At 49.2% G+C, this 14,597-nt stretch carries 14 protein-coding genes, 1 pseudogene and 2 other annotated features (1 of these 17 cut by a window edge); of the genes and pseudogenes, 14 read left to right on the top strand and 1 reads right to left on the bottom strand.

Features of this window, described 5'->3' with window-relative positions; translation table 11 throughout:
- Positions 1–20: 20 nt before the first annotated feature.
- The 13 genes and pseudogenes from FB479_RS07515 to FB479_RS07455 all read left to right on the top strand — a co-directional run bounded on the left by FB479_RS07515 (position 21) and on the right by FB479_RS07455 (position 12,936).
- Complete coding sequence (locus FB479_RS07515) at positions 21–881, top strand: TIGR02452 family protein (RefSeq protein WP_142063797.1); 861 nt, start codon at positions 21–23, stop codon at positions 879–881.
- Positions 878–1,591 (top strand): nicotinamide riboside transporter PnuC, encoded by a 714-nt coding sequence (pnuC, locus tag FB479_RS07510; protein ID WP_142063795.1) that lies wholly within the window; start codon positions 878–880, stop codon positions 1,589–1,591. The genes FB479_RS07515 and pnuC overlap by 4 nt, the downstream gene beginning before the upstream one ends.
- Positions 1,579–2,637 (top strand): multifunctional transcriptional regulator/nicotinamide-nucleotide adenylyltransferase/ribosylnicotinamide kinase NadR, encoded by a 1,059-nt coding sequence (nadR, locus tag FB479_RS07505; protein ID WP_142063792.1) that lies wholly within the window; start codon positions 1,579–1,581, stop codon positions 2,635–2,637. Before pnuC ends, nadR begins: the two co-directional genes overlap by 13 nt.
- A gap of 41 nt (positions 2,638–2,678) precedes the next feature.
- Positions 2,679–3,266, top strand: a complete 588-nt coding sequence (locus tag FB479_RS07500; RefSeq protein WP_142063789.1) for a DUF1802 family protein — start codon at positions 2,679–2,681, stop codon at positions 3,264–3,266.
- A 32-nt stretch (positions 3,267–3,298) separates the two neighbouring features.
- Positions 3,299–4,279: a quinone oxidoreductase family protein gene (locus tag FB479_RS07495; protein WP_142063786.1), complete on the top strand. Its 981-nt coding sequence runs from the start codon at positions 3,299–3,301 to the stop codon at positions 4,277–4,279.
- A 66-nt stretch (positions 4,280–4,345) separates the two neighbouring features.
- Positions 4,346–4,825 carry a GNAT family N-acetyltransferase gene (locus tag FB479_RS07490; RefSeq protein WP_142063784.1) on the top strand — a complete coding sequence of 160 codons (480 nt, stop codon included), beginning with the start codon at positions 4,346–4,348 and terminating at the stop codon, positions 4,823–4,825.
- A gap of 233 nt (positions 4,826–5,058) precedes the next feature.
- Complete coding sequence (locus tag FB479_RS07485) at positions 5,059–5,496, top strand: RrF2 family transcriptional regulator (RefSeq protein WP_106654343.1); 438 nt, start codon at positions 5,059–5,061, stop codon at positions 5,494–5,496.
- Positions 5,497–5,558: 62 nt separating this feature from the next.
- Entirely contained in the window at positions 5,559–5,948 is a 390-nt protein-coding gene (locus FB479_RS07480; RefSeq protein WP_106654344.1) for an IDEAL domain-containing protein, read from the top strand.
- A 29-nt stretch (positions 5,949–5,977) separates the two neighbouring features.
- Entirely contained in the window at positions 5,978–6,541 is a 564-nt protein-coding gene (locus tag FB479_RS07475) for a thioredoxin family protein (RefSeq protein WP_142063781.1), read from the top strand.
- Between the two features lie 32 nt (positions 6,542–6,573).
- Positions 6,574–7,779 carry an MFS transporter gene (locus FB479_RS07470; protein WP_106654346.1) on the top strand — a complete coding sequence of 402 codons (1,206 nt, stop codon included), beginning with the start codon at positions 6,574–6,576 and terminating at the stop codon, positions 7,777–7,779.
- Between the two features lie 157 nt (positions 7,780–7,936).
- The gene (locus FB479_RS07465) at positions 7,937–9,322 is read left to right on the top strand and encodes a VWA domain-containing protein (protein ID WP_142063777.1); all 1,386 of its coding nucleotides are present in this window, start codon (positions 7,937–7,939) and stop codon (positions 9,320–9,322) included.
- Positions 9,323–9,387: 65 nt separating this feature from the next.
- Positions 9,388–9,647, top strand: a binding site (T-box leader).
- Positions 9,648–9,716: 69 nt separating this feature from the next.
- Positions 9,717–11,857: pseudogene (locus tag FB479_RS07460) on the top strand (class I tRNA ligase family protein).
- A gap of 104 nt (positions 11,858–11,961) precedes the next feature.
- Positions 11,962–12,936, top strand: coding sequence for a Gfo/Idh/MocA family protein (locus FB479_RS07455; protein WP_142063774.1), 975 nt, complete (start codon positions 11,962–11,964; stop codon positions 12,934–12,936).
- Positions 12,937–13,015: 79 nt separating this feature from the next.
- Here FB479_RS07455 and FB479_RS07450 read toward each other — a convergent pair whose 3' ends face one another.
- Entirely contained in the window at positions 13,016–13,606 is a 591-nt protein-coding gene (locus tag FB479_RS07450; protein ID WP_142063772.1) for a TetR/AcrR family transcriptional regulator, read from the bottom strand.
- Between the two features lie 150 nt (positions 13,607–13,756).
- Between FB479_RS07450 and FB479_RS07445 the strand changes: the two genes are divergently transcribed.
- A complete protein-coding gene (locus FB479_RS07445) occupies positions 13,757–14,395 on the top strand; it encodes a DUF2306 domain-containing protein (RefSeq protein ID WP_142063769.1) in 639 nt (212 codons plus the stop codon).
- 76 nt (positions 14,396–14,471) lie between these two features.
- Positions 14,472–14,597: a binding site (T-box leader), on the top strand (it continues 128 nt past the right edge of the window).

Here is a 14,597-nt window from a genome sequence, read left to right as displayed (position 1 = left end):
TTACCAGGGAGGAAAACACAATGAATCAGGGACACAATCGAAGCGGGCGTGTGCGAATCGCGCAAGAGACGCTGCAAATCATAGACCAGGGCTACTACGTGAACAAAGCGGGAGAAAAGAAGAGCATTACAGAGGAGCTAGCTGCTGCCATCAGCCAGTCGGTTCTGTATCGGCCAAATGATTTGGCAGCAGACACAGTGCCACTGCCATCGCATCAATCAGCGGATGCACAGCTGCGTGCCAAGGTTGAGGTTACCTCGGAATCCAGCCTGGATGCAGCCAAGCGCCTCGTTGTCCACGAGAAACGAGCAGATGCCGTTTGCTTGAATTTTGCTTCCGCCAAAAATCCGGGTGGAGGCTTCCTCGGGGGAAGCCAGGCGCAGGAAGAGAGTTTGGCGCGTTCCTCTGGGCTGTATCCTTGCATCGTGCAAATGCAGGAAATGTACACCTATCATCGCCAGTTAAAAACCTGCTTTTATTCCGATTACATGATTTACTCACCGCGGGTCCCTGTGCTTCGCGACCAAAGCGATCATCTTTTGAATAAGCCATACCTCTTGTCTTTTATTACGGCGCCTGCGGTGAATGCTGGGGTTGTTCGTGAGCGAGAGCCTGAAAATATCGCGAAGGTTGGCCCTGTCATGAAGGAGCGCATCCGGAAAATTTTGCGGGCAGCAGCTATTCACAACCACCGGACGATCATTTTGGGGGCGTACGGCTGCGGGGTATTCCGCAACAAAGCGGAGGACGTAGCAGACTACTTTGCGACTGTTTTGATCGAGGAACAGTACGCACAGCTTTTTGACCACATCGTTTTTGCCGTCTACGACAAATCTGCGCGCCAGGAAAACCTGCGAGCGTTCAAGGAGAGATTCGCATGAATGCGAAAAGCACCGGCTTTTTAGCAGACTGGAATTGGTTTGAAAAAATTTGGCTCATCTCGTTTACACTCGTTACCCTTTATTTGTATGTCGCACTGGATGATACATTAATCGGCTTGATCGCCTCCTTAACAGGGATGCTGAGTGTCGTGCTCGTCGCCAAAGGAAAGACGTGGAGCTACTACCCGGGTATCATCAATGTGGTTTTGTACGCCTTCGTTGCGTATGGGCAAAAGTACTATGGCGAAGTCATGCTGAATCTTCTCTATTTTTTGCCGATGCAATTCATAGGACTCTACCTGTGGCGCAAAAACCGCGTGTCCGAAGTGAAACAAAATGACGTCAAGATTACCATTTTGTCCAACCGAGCACGCATCTGGTGGACGATCTTGAGCATCATCGCAACGATTGCCTACGGGTTTGTATTGAAGCAAATGGGCGGGGCTTTGCCTTTTGTTGATTCTTTAACGGCTGTGCTCTCCGTCATCGCGATGCTCTTCATGGTGAAGCGCTTGGTCGAGCAGTGGGTGGTCTGGGTCATCATTGATTTGTTCACGATCTACATGTGGCTGGTAGCGTTTTTGAAGGACGGAAGCGATATCTCCATGCTGGTCATGTGGTCAGCTTATTTGGTGAATGCCATTTACGGCTTGATGAACTGGATTCGACAGTACCGCAAGCAAAGGGAGGAGCAGACATGGGGGGCGTAGGCTTCATTGGCGGCAAGTTTTTGCCACTGCATCAGGGACATGTATACGCGATTACACAGGCGGCCTGCCGCTGCGACGAACTGTACGTCGTTCTCTCGCACAGCCCGACTCGCGACCGAAAGCTGTGTGAGGAGGCAGGAATCAAGCCCATTCCCTATGAAGTTCGCTTGAGATGGCTGTCCACACTGGTCAAGGACATGGAAAATGTCCGAGTGCTTGCAGTCGAGGATTGTGCGGATAACGATGATAGCTACGATTGGGAGGCCGGAGCAGCGGACATCAAGCGCATGATCGGGAAAAAAATCGATCTGGTCTTCAGCTCCGAGTCCGCCTACGATCCGATATTTCGCCGTTTATACCCGGAGGCAGCGCACATCATTCTCGATGAATCGCGCAGCCAAGTGCCGATCTCCGCTACCCAAATTCGCAACGAAGGGGTCTACGCTCATTGGCAGCGCATCCCGGCTGTTGTTCAGCCCTATTTCGTCAAAAAGGTAGTGGTGGTAGGAACAGAGAGCTGCGGGAAATCGACCTTGACCCGTTATCTTGCGAAAATCTACAACACCGTGTTTGTCGAGGAGTATGGACGAACAATCTGCGAAGAGGTCGGGGGCTGCGATACGATTTTGACACCGGAGTATTTCCCGCATATCGCGTATGGTCACAAAATGAAAGAGTACGAAGCGCTCCAGAAAGCCAATAAGCTCTTGTTCATCGATACCGAGGCGATTGTCACCCAGTTTTACTCCGAATTGTACACCGGGCAAACCTTCCCTGTTCTCGACCAGATTGCCGAAGAGCAAGCGTATGATTTATGGCTGTTCATGGAGCCAGATGTCGCATGGGTGGATGATGGACTGCGTGTGCACGGAGAAGAGCAAGTGCGCCTGCACAATCATGAAAAGCTACGCCAGATGCTGGATGAGCGGGGAATTACCTACGTGACACTGCGAGGAAATTATGCCGAGAGACTGCAAGGAGCTATGCGGCATGTCGATCAACTGTTGAAGATGACTTCTCAACAAGCTGGAATTGGGCTAGACTAAAGTCATCAAACGATTCTGACAGTAGAAGGGAGCCGTGCTGCATGCAGTCGATCGTACAGCCGCTATCCCCCCTTAGCTTGAAGGAATGGGCAGTCGCCGTCAAAGCACTTGGAGAAGGTGAGCAGATCATCACGATCCGCAAGGGTGGATTATACGAGGAAACACGAGAATTCCGCTTGGAAAACAATCAATTTTATTTGTACCCGACCTATGAGCACCAGAAGCGCGACATGGTTAAGGCAGACTACCATTACCTGTTAGACGCGACCCTCGAAGGCTGGACTATAGACAAGAAGACGGTGACGATCGAATATTTTGCCGAAGTAACCGACGATGTTGAGCTGATGGACGAAGCCAAGCTGCGTGCGCTTTCGCCCTTCCACATCTGGACGGATAATTTCGCAGATGTGCGTTTGCATTGGAAGAAAAAACAGCCGCTGCACATTTTGTTCGTGCGGATGTATCGACTAGAGCAGCCGGTGGAAATCCCGATTGACGCTGCTTATCAAGGCTGCAAATCTTGGCATGATCTATTGGTGGACATTCCGCGAACTGCGTTTACCCCTGTGCTTTCCGACGAGGAGTTCGCAGCGAAAAAAGCAAAGATCATGGCGATTCTGCAAAACTAACATTCCATTCCACTCTTGTCTGGAGGGTTCTCATGAAAGCGATCTTGGTAACGGAATTAGGCGGACCGGAGACGATGAAATATGCGGAAGTCGAGATGCCGACCATGTCACCTACACAGGTGCTGATCCGCGTTGAGATGACCAGTGTCAATTTTGCCGATATCAAATCCAGATATGGAAAAAAGGGAGCAGCCAAGCTGCCGTTTATCCCGGGACTCGATGCGACTGGCGTGATCGAACAGGTAGGGGCAGAGGTGCAGAGCCTGAAGGTGGGTCAACGAGTCATCGCATTTCCGGCCAACGGATCTTACGCCGAGTATATCGTGGCGGATGAGTGCTTGACCTTTGCACTGCCAGATCAAATCAGCACGGAAACAGCAGCCGCTTGCCCAGTCGTGTCATTTACTTCGTATCAGCTGCTGGCGAAGGTTGCCCGCATTGCCAAAGGGGAAACGGTATTGATTCACGCGGCGGCAGGCGGAATCGGGACGACGGCGATTCAATTAGCCAAGCTGCTCGGAGCAGGACGTGTCATCGGCACAGTCGGCAGTGAAGCAAAGGCAGGCATTGCCTTGTCAGCAGGTGCCGACCATGTGATTTGCAATGATCGCGAAAATTTTGTGGAAAAGGTACGCGAACTGACGGAGGGTGTGGGAGCGGATGTCATTTTAGATTCGATTTCCGGAACGGTAAGTGAACGTAGTCTCGAGTGCCTTGCTTGGTACGGTCGACTCGTCCATTTCGGCAATGCCAGCGGCGAAATCGGTCAGATCAAGACGATTGATCTGCATGCAAGCTGCCGCTCTGTATTAGGCTTCAGCTTTGGTACGACTCGCAAGCTGCGTCCACACTTGTTGCAGGATACAGCCAAACAAGTTTTGGACTATTTGGCGAATGGCCAGCTCGACATCAAGATCGGCAAGCATTTTGCTTTGGAAGACGCAGCGAGCGCCCATGCGTGGGTCGAGAGCAGGTCGAGTACGGGAAAAGTACTGCTGGATGTGAGCTTGTAAAGATGTGGAGCCCTTGCTACTCACAAGCGGGAGCTTTCTCTTTATCATTTTGGAGAGGTGAATGCTATGCAGATGATTTCAACAAGCGAACTGGACAAAAACGTCATCACTGAATTTTTCATCAAACACTGGGGAAGTCCGCAAATGGTCATCTCCAGTGGCGTCTTCCAATGCGATGCGCTGGACGGCTACGCAGTGAAGGGGGATGATGGTGCAATCAACGGATTTATTTCCTATGTACTCGAAGATCGCGAATGTGAAATCATTTCCCTGGACAGCGTGATCGAAAACAAAGGAATCGGGACCGCACTCCTTAATCAAGTAGAGCAGACCGCCAAAGAAAAAGGCTGCCACCGCATGAAGCTCGTCACCACCAACGATAACCTGCACGCCATGGGCTTTTACCAAAAAAGAGGTTATCGGCTTCACGAGCTGTACATCAATGCCGTGGACAAGGCCCGCCAAATCAAACCTGAAATCCCCCTCATCGCAGACAACGGCATCCCAATCCGCGATGAAATCCTTTTTATTAAAAACCTCTTTTAAAAAAGCCACGCAGAAGCAACTGTTGTACGAAAAGCGAAGGTACATGTTTGGAAGGAGACCGCCCGAACGTAGTGAGGAAAAAGGCGACTGGAAAACATGTGCCTTCGCTTCCCCCGACCACCGCAGAAGGAAAGCCTCCGGCTTTTAAAAAAGTTTGCCCCCACACAATTGTTGACATTCGTAACTGTACGAATTATTATTACAGTACTCTTCGCAAGGAGGCCGTCTGTGACGTGAATAGTGAATTTACCATAGCTGTTCACAGCTTGGCTTTGTTGGCTCATATCCCAGAGCATATGGCAAGCAGTGAGCTCATCGCAAAAAATGTATGTACGAATCCTGCCAGAATTCGCAAAATCATGAGCATTCTGCGTAAGAACGGGTTTGTGAAGACCAAAGAGGGAATTGGCGGCGGTTATATACTCGCGTGCGACCCGAATGAGGTCACCTTGGCTGAGATTTATCGTTCGATCTCGAATGGTACACTGAAGCCGCACTGGTGTTCGGGAGATCCGCAAGAAGCTTGTCAGGTTTCTGCGAATATGCACGGAGTCATGGATCAGATTTTTACCGAAGCAGAGATGTATTTTACGAAGTATTTGGAACAAATCACGATCCAGACCGTATTAGATAAAGTTCGTCAAGGATGTCAGGAGAGTTCGCAACAGTAACCATACAAATTTTTAACGTGTTAACTGTAATAATTTCCGTTACAATTAGGAGGTGCACGAGAATGAATCGAGATGAGTTGTTGGAAGTCGGAGAATGGGTATTGGGCAAAACCAAATTCGGCGAGTTAGTTCAAGGCTTCGTCGAAACAGATGATTCATTGCGAGGTACCGCGAAAGTATATGTGGTTCAATGCGACAACGAAGAGACGATCGGCAAGCTGGTGGTAATTCCAAGACAGTGGATGGAACGAATTCCGGTAGGTTCTTTTGATGATGAAGAGCATATGCATGATTTGATCGACCTCGCCCTCGCAACCAAGGATAGAGAGTGGTTTATGGACCTGACTGCCAAGGCAAGCAACATGAAGCGGTCGTCAGGGAAAGAAGCCCGCAAAACAAGAAGCTCTTCCATTCGCAATCGCTTGGGAACTTCTGCTATTTGGGAGCAATAATTTTTCACTATACAGGAGGAGTACGGAGTATGTCTAACGTGAATCAGAACAGTTGGTTTGAAAAAGGAATGAGCTTTGCTGCGTACAAAGAAAGCATGAACGTCAACAAAGAAGAGCTGTCCCGCGTATACGATCAGCTCACATTTACTGACGAGGATCTGGCTGTCTGGAAGGATCTCTCCCAGCGCAATTGGAAAGGAGTCGTGCTGACCGCAGACTGGTGTGGGGATGCTTCCTTGTGCGTTCCTGTCATTCAGCGAATTGCCGAGGAAAGCAACATCGAATTGCGCTTTCTCATCCGCGACGAAAATCTGGAGTTGATGGATCAATACCTGACCAATGGCACAGCACGTGCGATCCCGATCTTTATTTTCCTCGACCAGGATGGCTACGAGGCAAGAGTTTGGGGACCGCGTTCTCCAGAGGTGCAGGAAATGATTACGACTGCCCGTGCAGGATTGCCGGCTGCAGACGCTCCAGATTTTGAGGAAAAGCAAAAGGAGTTGTACCGCAACTTCAAGCAAAAGATATCTACAGACCCTGCCATTTGGCGCACGGTGATTGAAAGCGTAAAAGCGAAGCTGCAAGGTTAAAGAGAAAAATCTATAGGGATAGGAATGGATAAATGAATATGAATACACAAGAGAATAGTCAGCGACCGATTCTCTTCCTGATGATCAACATGTTTATCGCCATGCTGGGAATTGGCTTGATTATTCCGATTTTGCCCGAGTTTCTCAAAGAGTTCGGAGCGGGTGGGGAGACGGCTGGATACTTGGTGGCGGCATTTGGTGTGACCCAATTTCTTTTTTCTCCGATTGCGGGGGAATGGTCAGATAAGTACGGTCGAAAAATCATGATTGTATTGGGACTCGTCCTGTTTACAATCTCCAATCTGGTCTTTGCCTTGGCTGAACAGACTTGGGTGCTCTACCTTTCTCGTCTGATCGGCGGAATCGGGGCAGCTGCGATGATTCCGTCCATGCTGGCGTATGTAGCGGACATCACGACAGAGGATAAACGTGGAAAAGGACTGGGGATGCTCGGAGCTGCCATGTCGCTCGGATTTGTGATCGGGCCTGGTATTGGCGGATTTTTGGCAGAGCTTGGCTTGCGTATGCCGTTCTACATTTCCGCGGCAGTTGGTGCGGTAGCCACACTCGGCTCCATCTTCTTCTTGTCAGAATCCCTTCCTAAGGAAAAGCAGCTCGCAGCGCGAAACGCCAAAGAGAAGCAGGAAAACATCTTCGTACAACTCGGCAAGTCGTTTCAATCGTCGTACTTCATCATGCTGGTGCTGGTCTTTACGATGACGTTTGGCTTGGCGAACTTCGAAGTCATCTTCCCGCTGTTCGTCGACGCGAAGTTCGCTTATACTCCACGTGATATTTCCATCATTATCACAGTGGGAGCACTTGCTGGTACGATTGTGCAGGCAGCGCTGATCGGCAAGCTCATTACTCGTTTTGGCGAGAAGAAGCTCATTAACTGGACGTTCTTCTTGTCTGCTGTATCGATGGTGATGATGCTATTGTCCGGTAACTTCTGGTATATGCTGATTATGACGGTTATCTTCTTTACCCTGACGTCGATTATGCGTCCGGCAATTAACACGCTGATCTCCAAGCGAGCAGGGGATGAACAAGGTTTCGTAGCAGGGATGAACAATGCCTATATGAGTTTGGGGAACATTTTCGGCCCAGCAGTGGCAGGTACGCTGTACGGGGTTCATTTGAACGCACCGTATTTGTTCGGCGCGATTATCCTGGTTCTCAGCTTGTTCTTGTCGCAGGTGGAGAGCCGTCGCAGCGTGAAACGGGCAGTGGCCTAACCATTTTTGCAAGAGAAAAAGAGTAGCGCAAAGTGTAGAAACGCTTTGTGTTGCTCTTTTTTACGTTATAGGAAAAATGGCCTGCATCTTTTATAATTTGTTCAAATTGGAATGATTTAGCATAATGTAGGGTGGAGTAAGAGGAGGGGGAAGCTTTTTGAAGAAATGGGCATCGTTTATTGTGTTTCTTATGCTAGTGATGACAGGCTGTACAGACTCTGATCCTGCGCCAAAAGACACTGCTGCGACACAACAAACCGCAAACTTGCAGGAACAGACGAAAACGCCTGATCAGACAACTTCAGATACATCTACACAAACGCAGGCCAGAGAGCCGCTGCCGCCTGTCAAGCGAGAGCTGACGGCATTTGAGCTTGCATTGGCAAACCAGGTGGTGGGGATGTATGCTGGCGAGAATTACGATGAAGAGAAGGTCAAAAAAGAATTGGATAAGCTCCCAGCTACACTCACATCGGAGCAATACCTCGAGGAGCTGCTGAAATTACTCGGAGAGGATTACCGCCCGTTTATTCTCACTTTCGCTAATTTTGATTCCAGTGTAGACGTTCACTTGCAGCGTCCGACAGAGGAGATTACCTTACCGGAAACGCAAAAAACGCATTTTGCCTTGCTGATTGATGCGAGTGGCAGCATGAAAGGAAAAGTCGGCAAAAAAACGAAGATGGAGGCAGCACGAGAGGCGATTGACCAATTCGCGTCTGTCCTTCCCAAAAACGCGACGATTTCTTTACGTGTGTATGGTCATAAAGGAAGCGGCAGTGACCAAGACAAAGCGTTATCATGCGCCAGTACAGAGACCTTTTATTCGGAGACGGGCTATCAGAAGGAAGCGTTTCAACAAGCATTGGGCAAAGTACAGCCAGCAGGCTGGACACCGATTGCAAAAGCGCTGCAAGCCGTAAAAGAAGATATTCCAGCCGGGACTAACGAAACATTCGTGTACGTGGTGAGCGACGGGATCGAAACGTGCGGAGGAAATCCCGTAGAAGCAGCGAAAGCACTGAACCAGTCGAGCATAAAGACCGTGGTGAACATTATCGGTTTTGACGTTGATAATGAAGGGCAGCGTATGCTCAAGCAAGTAGCGGATGCGGGAGCGGGGACATACATAACCGTGCAGGATGAAGAAGCTTTGAAAAAGCACCTCAGGGGCGAATACGACAAGCTTAAGCAGGCTTGGTATGCGTGGAAGGAAAATGCCAAAGAAGACGCACTCAGTCAAAAAGAAGCGAAGAAAAAATTCGCTGAAGATACCAAGGAAAAAGTAAAAGCGCTGGTGGAGGAAGAAAAACAAAGATTGCTGGACGCCAGAGAATATTTGAAAAAGAGATTTAACGGAAAAGGCGGAATCATGAATACAGACAGTGCCATCATTGACCGGAAACAGGAAATATGGCGATACGCTGTAGATACAGGCAATGGGCTATGGAGGGAATCCGTAGACAAAGGCAATCAGGAGTGGCGTGAAGTTATTCAGGAAGGACAACAAGGGGTTCGGGACACAAACGATAAAAGACCTTGAGGAAGAGTCGCTTCCTTGACATTTTCTTGAAAGCAGTGTAAAAAGAGTATACGAATCGAACACCAACAAATTCATTGACGAGAAAGAGTAAGCTAAACCCCTTGTTCCCCAGAGAGTTGGCCCTAGTGCTGAAAGCCAACGTTCAAGACTTAGCCGAAAATCCTCTCCGAGAAGGAAAGCTGAAGCATTTTGGAGTAAGCTGACCCGGAATCCCACCGTTACAAGGGACGCGTATGATGGTACGTAGTAGAGGTGCCGAAATGACATGCTTGCATGAAGATTTCGGAACAAGGGTGGTATCGCGAGATCAAATCTCGTCCCTTAGGGGGCGGGATTTTTTTGCGTTCTATGAACCTACACTTCTACGCAAACTACAGAAGAAGGAGTGTACATGATGAGGAAAGTAGACGTAAAAGAAAAAGCAAGGACACGCGAGCTGCGCGTTCTGGATCAGTGGAAGGAAGATGGCACATTCCGCAAGTCAATGGACAATCGGCTGGGAAAGCCTAATTTCGTCTTTTATGAAGGACCTCCGACTGCAAACGGACAGCCGCATATCGGTCACGTACTCGGACGGGTCATCAAGGATTTTATCGGACGCTACAAAACGATGTCCGGTTACCGTGTCGTCCGCAAAGCAGGCTGGGATACACATGGTCTCCCGGTAGAGCTTGGGGTGGAGAAGCGACTCGGCATTTCCGGCAAGCAGGAGATCGAAAACTACGGAGTGGCCAAGTTCGTCGAGGAGTGCAAAAACAGCGTATTCGAGTACGAAAAACAATGGCGCGAGCTGACGGAAGGGATCGCTTACTGGACAGATATGGAGCATCCATACGTCACCTTGACCAACGACTACATCGAAAGCGTCTGGCACATCCTTTCCGAAATTCATAAAAAAGAACTGCTTTACAAAGGACATCGTGTCAGTCCGTATTGCCCGGATTGCCAGACGACGCTCAGCTCCCATGAAGTAGCACAAGGCTATGAAGACGTGAAGGACTTGAGTGCAACGGTCAAATTCAAAAGCAAGACAAGCATCCATTCGGCGACGAAAAGGTATTCCAAGAGCAGTACCCTGCCGACATCATTTCGGAAGGAATCGATCAGACGCGGGGCTGGTTCTTCAGCTTGTTGGCAGTTTCTACTCTGTATAATGGAAAAGCGCCTTACAAGGCGGTCATCTCTACCGGTCACGTTTTGGATGAACACGGTCAAAAGATGTCCAAAAGCAAAGGAAACGGGATCGATCCGTGGGAGGTAATCGAGGAGTTCGGTGCAGATGCATTCCGGTGGGCGCTTTTGTCTGACAGTGCGCCGTGGAGCAGCAAGCGATTCTCCAAGCGGATCGTCGCCGAGGCGAAGTACAAAGTGATCGATACGATCCATAACACACATGCTTTTTATTCGTTATACGCCTTGATCGATGTATTCAAGCCAGAAGAGCATCCGGCACAACCACCTGTGAACGAATTGGATCGTTGGATACTTTCCCGTTTGAACACCACCTTGCAGAACGTGGTAAAAGGTCTGGAAACCTACGATTTCATGAATCCGGCCGGGCAAATCGAAGCGTTCGTCGACGAGCTGAGCAACTGGTATATCCGTCGCTCAAGGGATCGTTTCTGGAGCAGAGGGATGACACCCGACAAAGTGTCTGCTTACCAGACCCTGCGGAAAGTGTTGTTGACGCTGGCGAAGATGATCGCACCATACGCGCCGCTGATCGCAGAAGATATGTATGGCAATCTGGGGGGAGAAGGCAGTGTTCATTTGACTGACTATCCGAAGGTGAACACAGAAGCAATCGACGAAACCCTTGAGCGGGACATGGAAACGGCTCGTCACATCGTGGAGCTGGCGCGAAATGTCCGCAAGGAAACCGGACTCAAGACCAGACAGCCTCTGTCCGTGCTGATCGTATCGATGGAGCAGCCATTTAACCTCGAGCGATTTGCCGGAATTATCCAAGACGAGATCAATGTCAAAAACATTCGGGTGGAGCAAAGTGACAGCAGCTTCGTGACGTATCATTTCAAGCTCAACCTGAAGGTAGCTGGGAAAAAATACGGCAAGCTCGTTGAGCCAATCCAAGGGTATTTAAAAGAACTGAATGCTGCCGATGCACAGAAAGCAGTGGACAATGGCTACTTGGATGTGGAGGTCGCAGGCGAGAGCGTGCGGATTACGCTAGATGATCTGCTCGTGGAAAAGCAAGGGAAGCAAGGTTTCGCTTCTGCATCCGGCTATCAGCTCCACGTGGCCTTGAATACGACACTTACAGAAGAGCTTGAGCAAGAAGGCTTGGTTCGTGAGGTCATCCGCGTCATTCAGGATGCACGCAAAAAGATGGATTTGCCCATCGATAAACGTGTCCAGCTCACACTCGATGTGGACGATGAGCTGCGAGCAGCATTGGAGCGCTTTGTCCATGTTTTGCGCGAGAGTGTACTCGTTTCGGATGTGTCTTTTGCGAAAATAGCAGATATGGAGACGGTCTCGTTCGGAGATAAAACGTTTGGCTTGCACATTGTGTAACGAAGCAGCTGACAATCTGAGCTTTTCAGAAGGAATGTTCAGTTGAATGGAGAAAGGGGTAGAGGCACGAAGACGAACATTCACCAGGAAGAGAGGAAATGCAGATGGACCAAGTGAAATGGAACGTTGGGGTTATTGGCGCTGGCGTCATGGGCGAGCGCATGATGAACGCGATCCGTACCCACGAAAAATTTCGAGTAGCCGCAGTGAGTGATGTATCTGCGGAAAGAGCACAGGAAGCCGCGCAAAAGTCCGGCGATGTGCCTTGGTACACAGATTATAAGGAATTACTGAAAAAGGTAGAGCTGGACGTCATCTATTTGGCGGTTCCTCCCAAATTCCATCACGCGATTGCTTTGGATGTACTGTCGCACAAAAAGCATTTGCTCTGTGAAAAGCCGTTGGCTAATTCGTTGACAGAAGCGCAAGAAATGCTGGAAGCAGCAAATGACGCAGGGGTTGTCCATGCGATGAACTTCCCGCTCTACTATCAAGGCATTTTTCCTGAGCTCTCCCGCAGACTTGAAGAAATCGGGGATATCCGCCGCATCGATATCCTGACGCATTTTCACCAATGGCCGCGTCCATGGCAGCAAACACCTTGGCTGGCTGGTCGTGAGCAAGGCGGTTTCATCCGTGAAGTGCTCCCTCATTTCGCTCACCTGACTTACGCGCTCTTCGGAGACCTGCATGTAGTCCGCTCAGAGGTAGACTATCCAGCAGATCCTGGGCTATGCGAGACAGGCGTATCGGCCTTCCTGCGTCTGACAGATGGTACCCCGGTTACGATTAATGGCTTGGCGGGTATCGCACATCAAGAGCATTTGGATTATCGCGTGTACGGGTCAAAAGGGACGCTGAGTGTCGTGAACTGGAGCAATTTGTTTGTGGGTGGACACGGTGAAGCGCTCGTTCCGGCTGAAGTTCCACAGCAAGATCGTCTCTCTCTCCTGTTAGATGAGCTGTCTATGGCGATGAACGGTCGCGATGCTAGATTGGTTACGTTTGAAACAGGCGTGAAAGTACAGCAAGTGCTGGAAGCATTGCTCGGACATGAAAAAGTACACTATATCAAATAGAAATGAGCAGGAAAAGTCCACGAAAAAAGAGCAGCCAGGCAGGAGTAACACATCCTGCGCGGCTGCTCTTTTCTTTTTGCTATGGCTTGTATGTCAGTAAAAGCTGCTCAATATGCTTGATGGCAAATTGGACATGCTTGTTGTCGAAGGTGAGTCTGCTTGCCATTATGGCCCCTTCAATGGAAGAGAAGATAAACGAAGCGACGGCTTCTGCGTCCATTTCGGAACGAAATTCTCCCTGGGCGATTCCTTCTTCCAGCAAGCCCTGCATGAACGTTATGGTCTCTTGGTAAGCGGCGACGGCATAATCGCGGAGCACCGGGAACGAATGGTCACTTTCGACGGCTGTGTTGAGAAGCGGGCAGCCGCCTTGGAGCGGGGGATTGTTTACCGCATCAGAATATACCTTTGCCATGGCTACGAGTTTTGCAGTGGCTGTGTCCTTTTTTTCCAGTGCAGCTGCAAAATGTTCTTGTAACACTTCACCTGCATATTTAAAGGCCTCTATTGCAATCTCATCTTTACTGGCAAAACCTCGGTAGAGTGCGCCTTTGGTAAGTCCCGTGGCATCCATGATGTCTTGCATGGAGGTTCCTGTATAACCATTTTGATTAAACAACTCTGCTGACTTCTGGATAATATGCAGCTTTGTTTTTTCGCCTTTTCGCATCGCGATAGTCCTTTCATTCGGCCAACACGGTCTATATTCGTCCAAGTTATTGTAACATTTCTCTCGTGTACGAAAGAAGGCAATCATGTAAAATCAAAAAGAGACCGAACCGTTCGGTCTCTAAAATCGAACAAAGGGTTGTGTGACAGGATGAACCGTATCAAACCGTATTCGATTGTCATTTTCGTCGCTTGTATGGCGATCACGTATGCACTCGTGCAAAACTTTATCATCGATCCAGAAGCAAAAGGCTTTCTCAGTCACAAATCTGATTACAACAAAGAGCGAATGAACACATCGATCTGGCTTACGGTCATGTATGTCCATTTGTTTTTCGCCATGATTGCCCTGGTCTGTGGGGTAGCTAACTTTTCGGACAAGCTGCTCGCAGAGAACCGCAAGCTACATAAAGTAACAGGCTATGTTTATCTTTTTAGTGTGCTGGTTGTGGTAGTCACATCGGGATATATGGCTCCTTATGTAACGGGCGGAAAAGTAGCGAGTTGGCCCTTCCACCTGTTGAACATCATCTGGCCGGCAATCACCATTACGGCGCTCGTCAAAATTAAAAAGCGTCAAGTCATGAAGCATAAGGAATGGATGGTTCGGAGTTTTGTCTTCTTGTTCACCAACATGCTGATTCATCTCGTGAAGCTGATCGTAGAGAAGGGAGTAGGATTGCCTTATGAGCTCAGCTACACAATCAGTGTATATGCAGCTATGATTGGACTTGTCGTGACGGCAGAAATGATCATTCGAACGAAACTGCGAGCACCGAAAAAAGTATGAGAGAAACGCAGCGCTTCCTTAAATTTGATTTACGAATCGTTTTTAATTATAATATCCAGAATAATATATGAACGTATTAACGATGTTGATGAAGAGCAAGTACGTATCAGATAATGAGGTCCAGAGAGTCGGTGGTGCTGTGAACCGATCCTCACCTGATGCCGAATGGGCTTCTGAATCGCTCCGCTGAACAATGAGTAGG

The sequence above is a fragment of the Brevibacillus sp. AG162 genome, from assembly GCF_006715575.1.
Classification (GTDB): Bacteria; Bacillota; Bacilli; order Brevibacillales; family Brevibacillaceae; genus Brevibacillus; species Brevibacillus brevis.
Note: the sequence above shows the minus strand (reverse complement) of the source record. Positions and strands in the feature narration are given on the sequence as shown.

What these genes read in the sequence shown, in the direction of transcription:
- FB479_RS07515 (WP_142063797.1), top strand. Translation starts at nt 21, where the DNA reads ATGAATCAGGGACACAATCGAAGCGGGCGTGTGCGAATCGCGCAAGAG.
- pnuC (WP_142063795.1), top strand. Translation starts at nt 878, where the DNA reads ATGAATGCGAAAAGCACCGGCTTTTTAGCAGACTGGAATTGGTTTGAA.
- nadR (WP_142063792.1), top strand. Translation starts at nt 1,579, where the DNA reads ATGGGGGGCGTAGGCTTCATTGGCGGCAAGTTTTTGCCACTGCATCAG.
- FB479_RS07500 (WP_142063789.1), top strand. Translation starts at nt 2,679, where the DNA reads ATGCAGTCGATCGTACAGCCGCTATCCCCCCTTAGCTTGAAGGAATGG.
- FB479_RS07495 (WP_142063786.1), top strand. Translation starts at nt 3,299, where the DNA reads ATGAAAGCGATCTTGGTAACGGAATTAGGCGGACCGGAGACGATGAAA.
- FB479_RS07490 (WP_142063784.1), top strand. Translation starts at nt 4,346, where the DNA reads ATGCAGATGATTTCAACAAGCGAACTGGACAAAAACGTCATCACTGAA.
- FB479_RS07480 (WP_106654344.1), top strand. Translation starts at nt 5,559, where the DNA reads ATGAATCGAGATGAGTTGTTGGAAGTCGGAGAATGGGTATTGGGCAAA.
- FB479_RS07475 (WP_142063781.1), top strand. Translation starts at nt 5,978, where the DNA reads ATGTCTAACGTGAATCAGAACAGTTGGTTTGAAAAAGGAATGAGCTTT.
- FB479_RS07470 (WP_106654346.1), top strand. Translation starts at nt 6,574, where the DNA reads ATGAATATGAATACACAAGAGAATAGTCAGCGACCGATTCTCTTCCTG.
- FB479_RS07455 (WP_142063774.1), top strand. Translation starts at nt 11,962, where the DNA reads ATGGACCAAGTGAAATGGAACGTTGGGGTTATTGGCGCTGGCGTCATG.
- FB479_RS07450 (WP_142063772.1), bottom strand. Translation starts at nt 13,606, where the DNA reads ATGCGAAAAGGCGAAAAAACAAAGCTGCATATTATCCAGAAGTCAGCA.
- FB479_RS07445 (WP_142063769.1), top strand. Translation starts at nt 13,757, where the DNA reads ATGAACCGTATCAAACCGTATTCGATTGTCATTTTCGTCGCTTGTATG.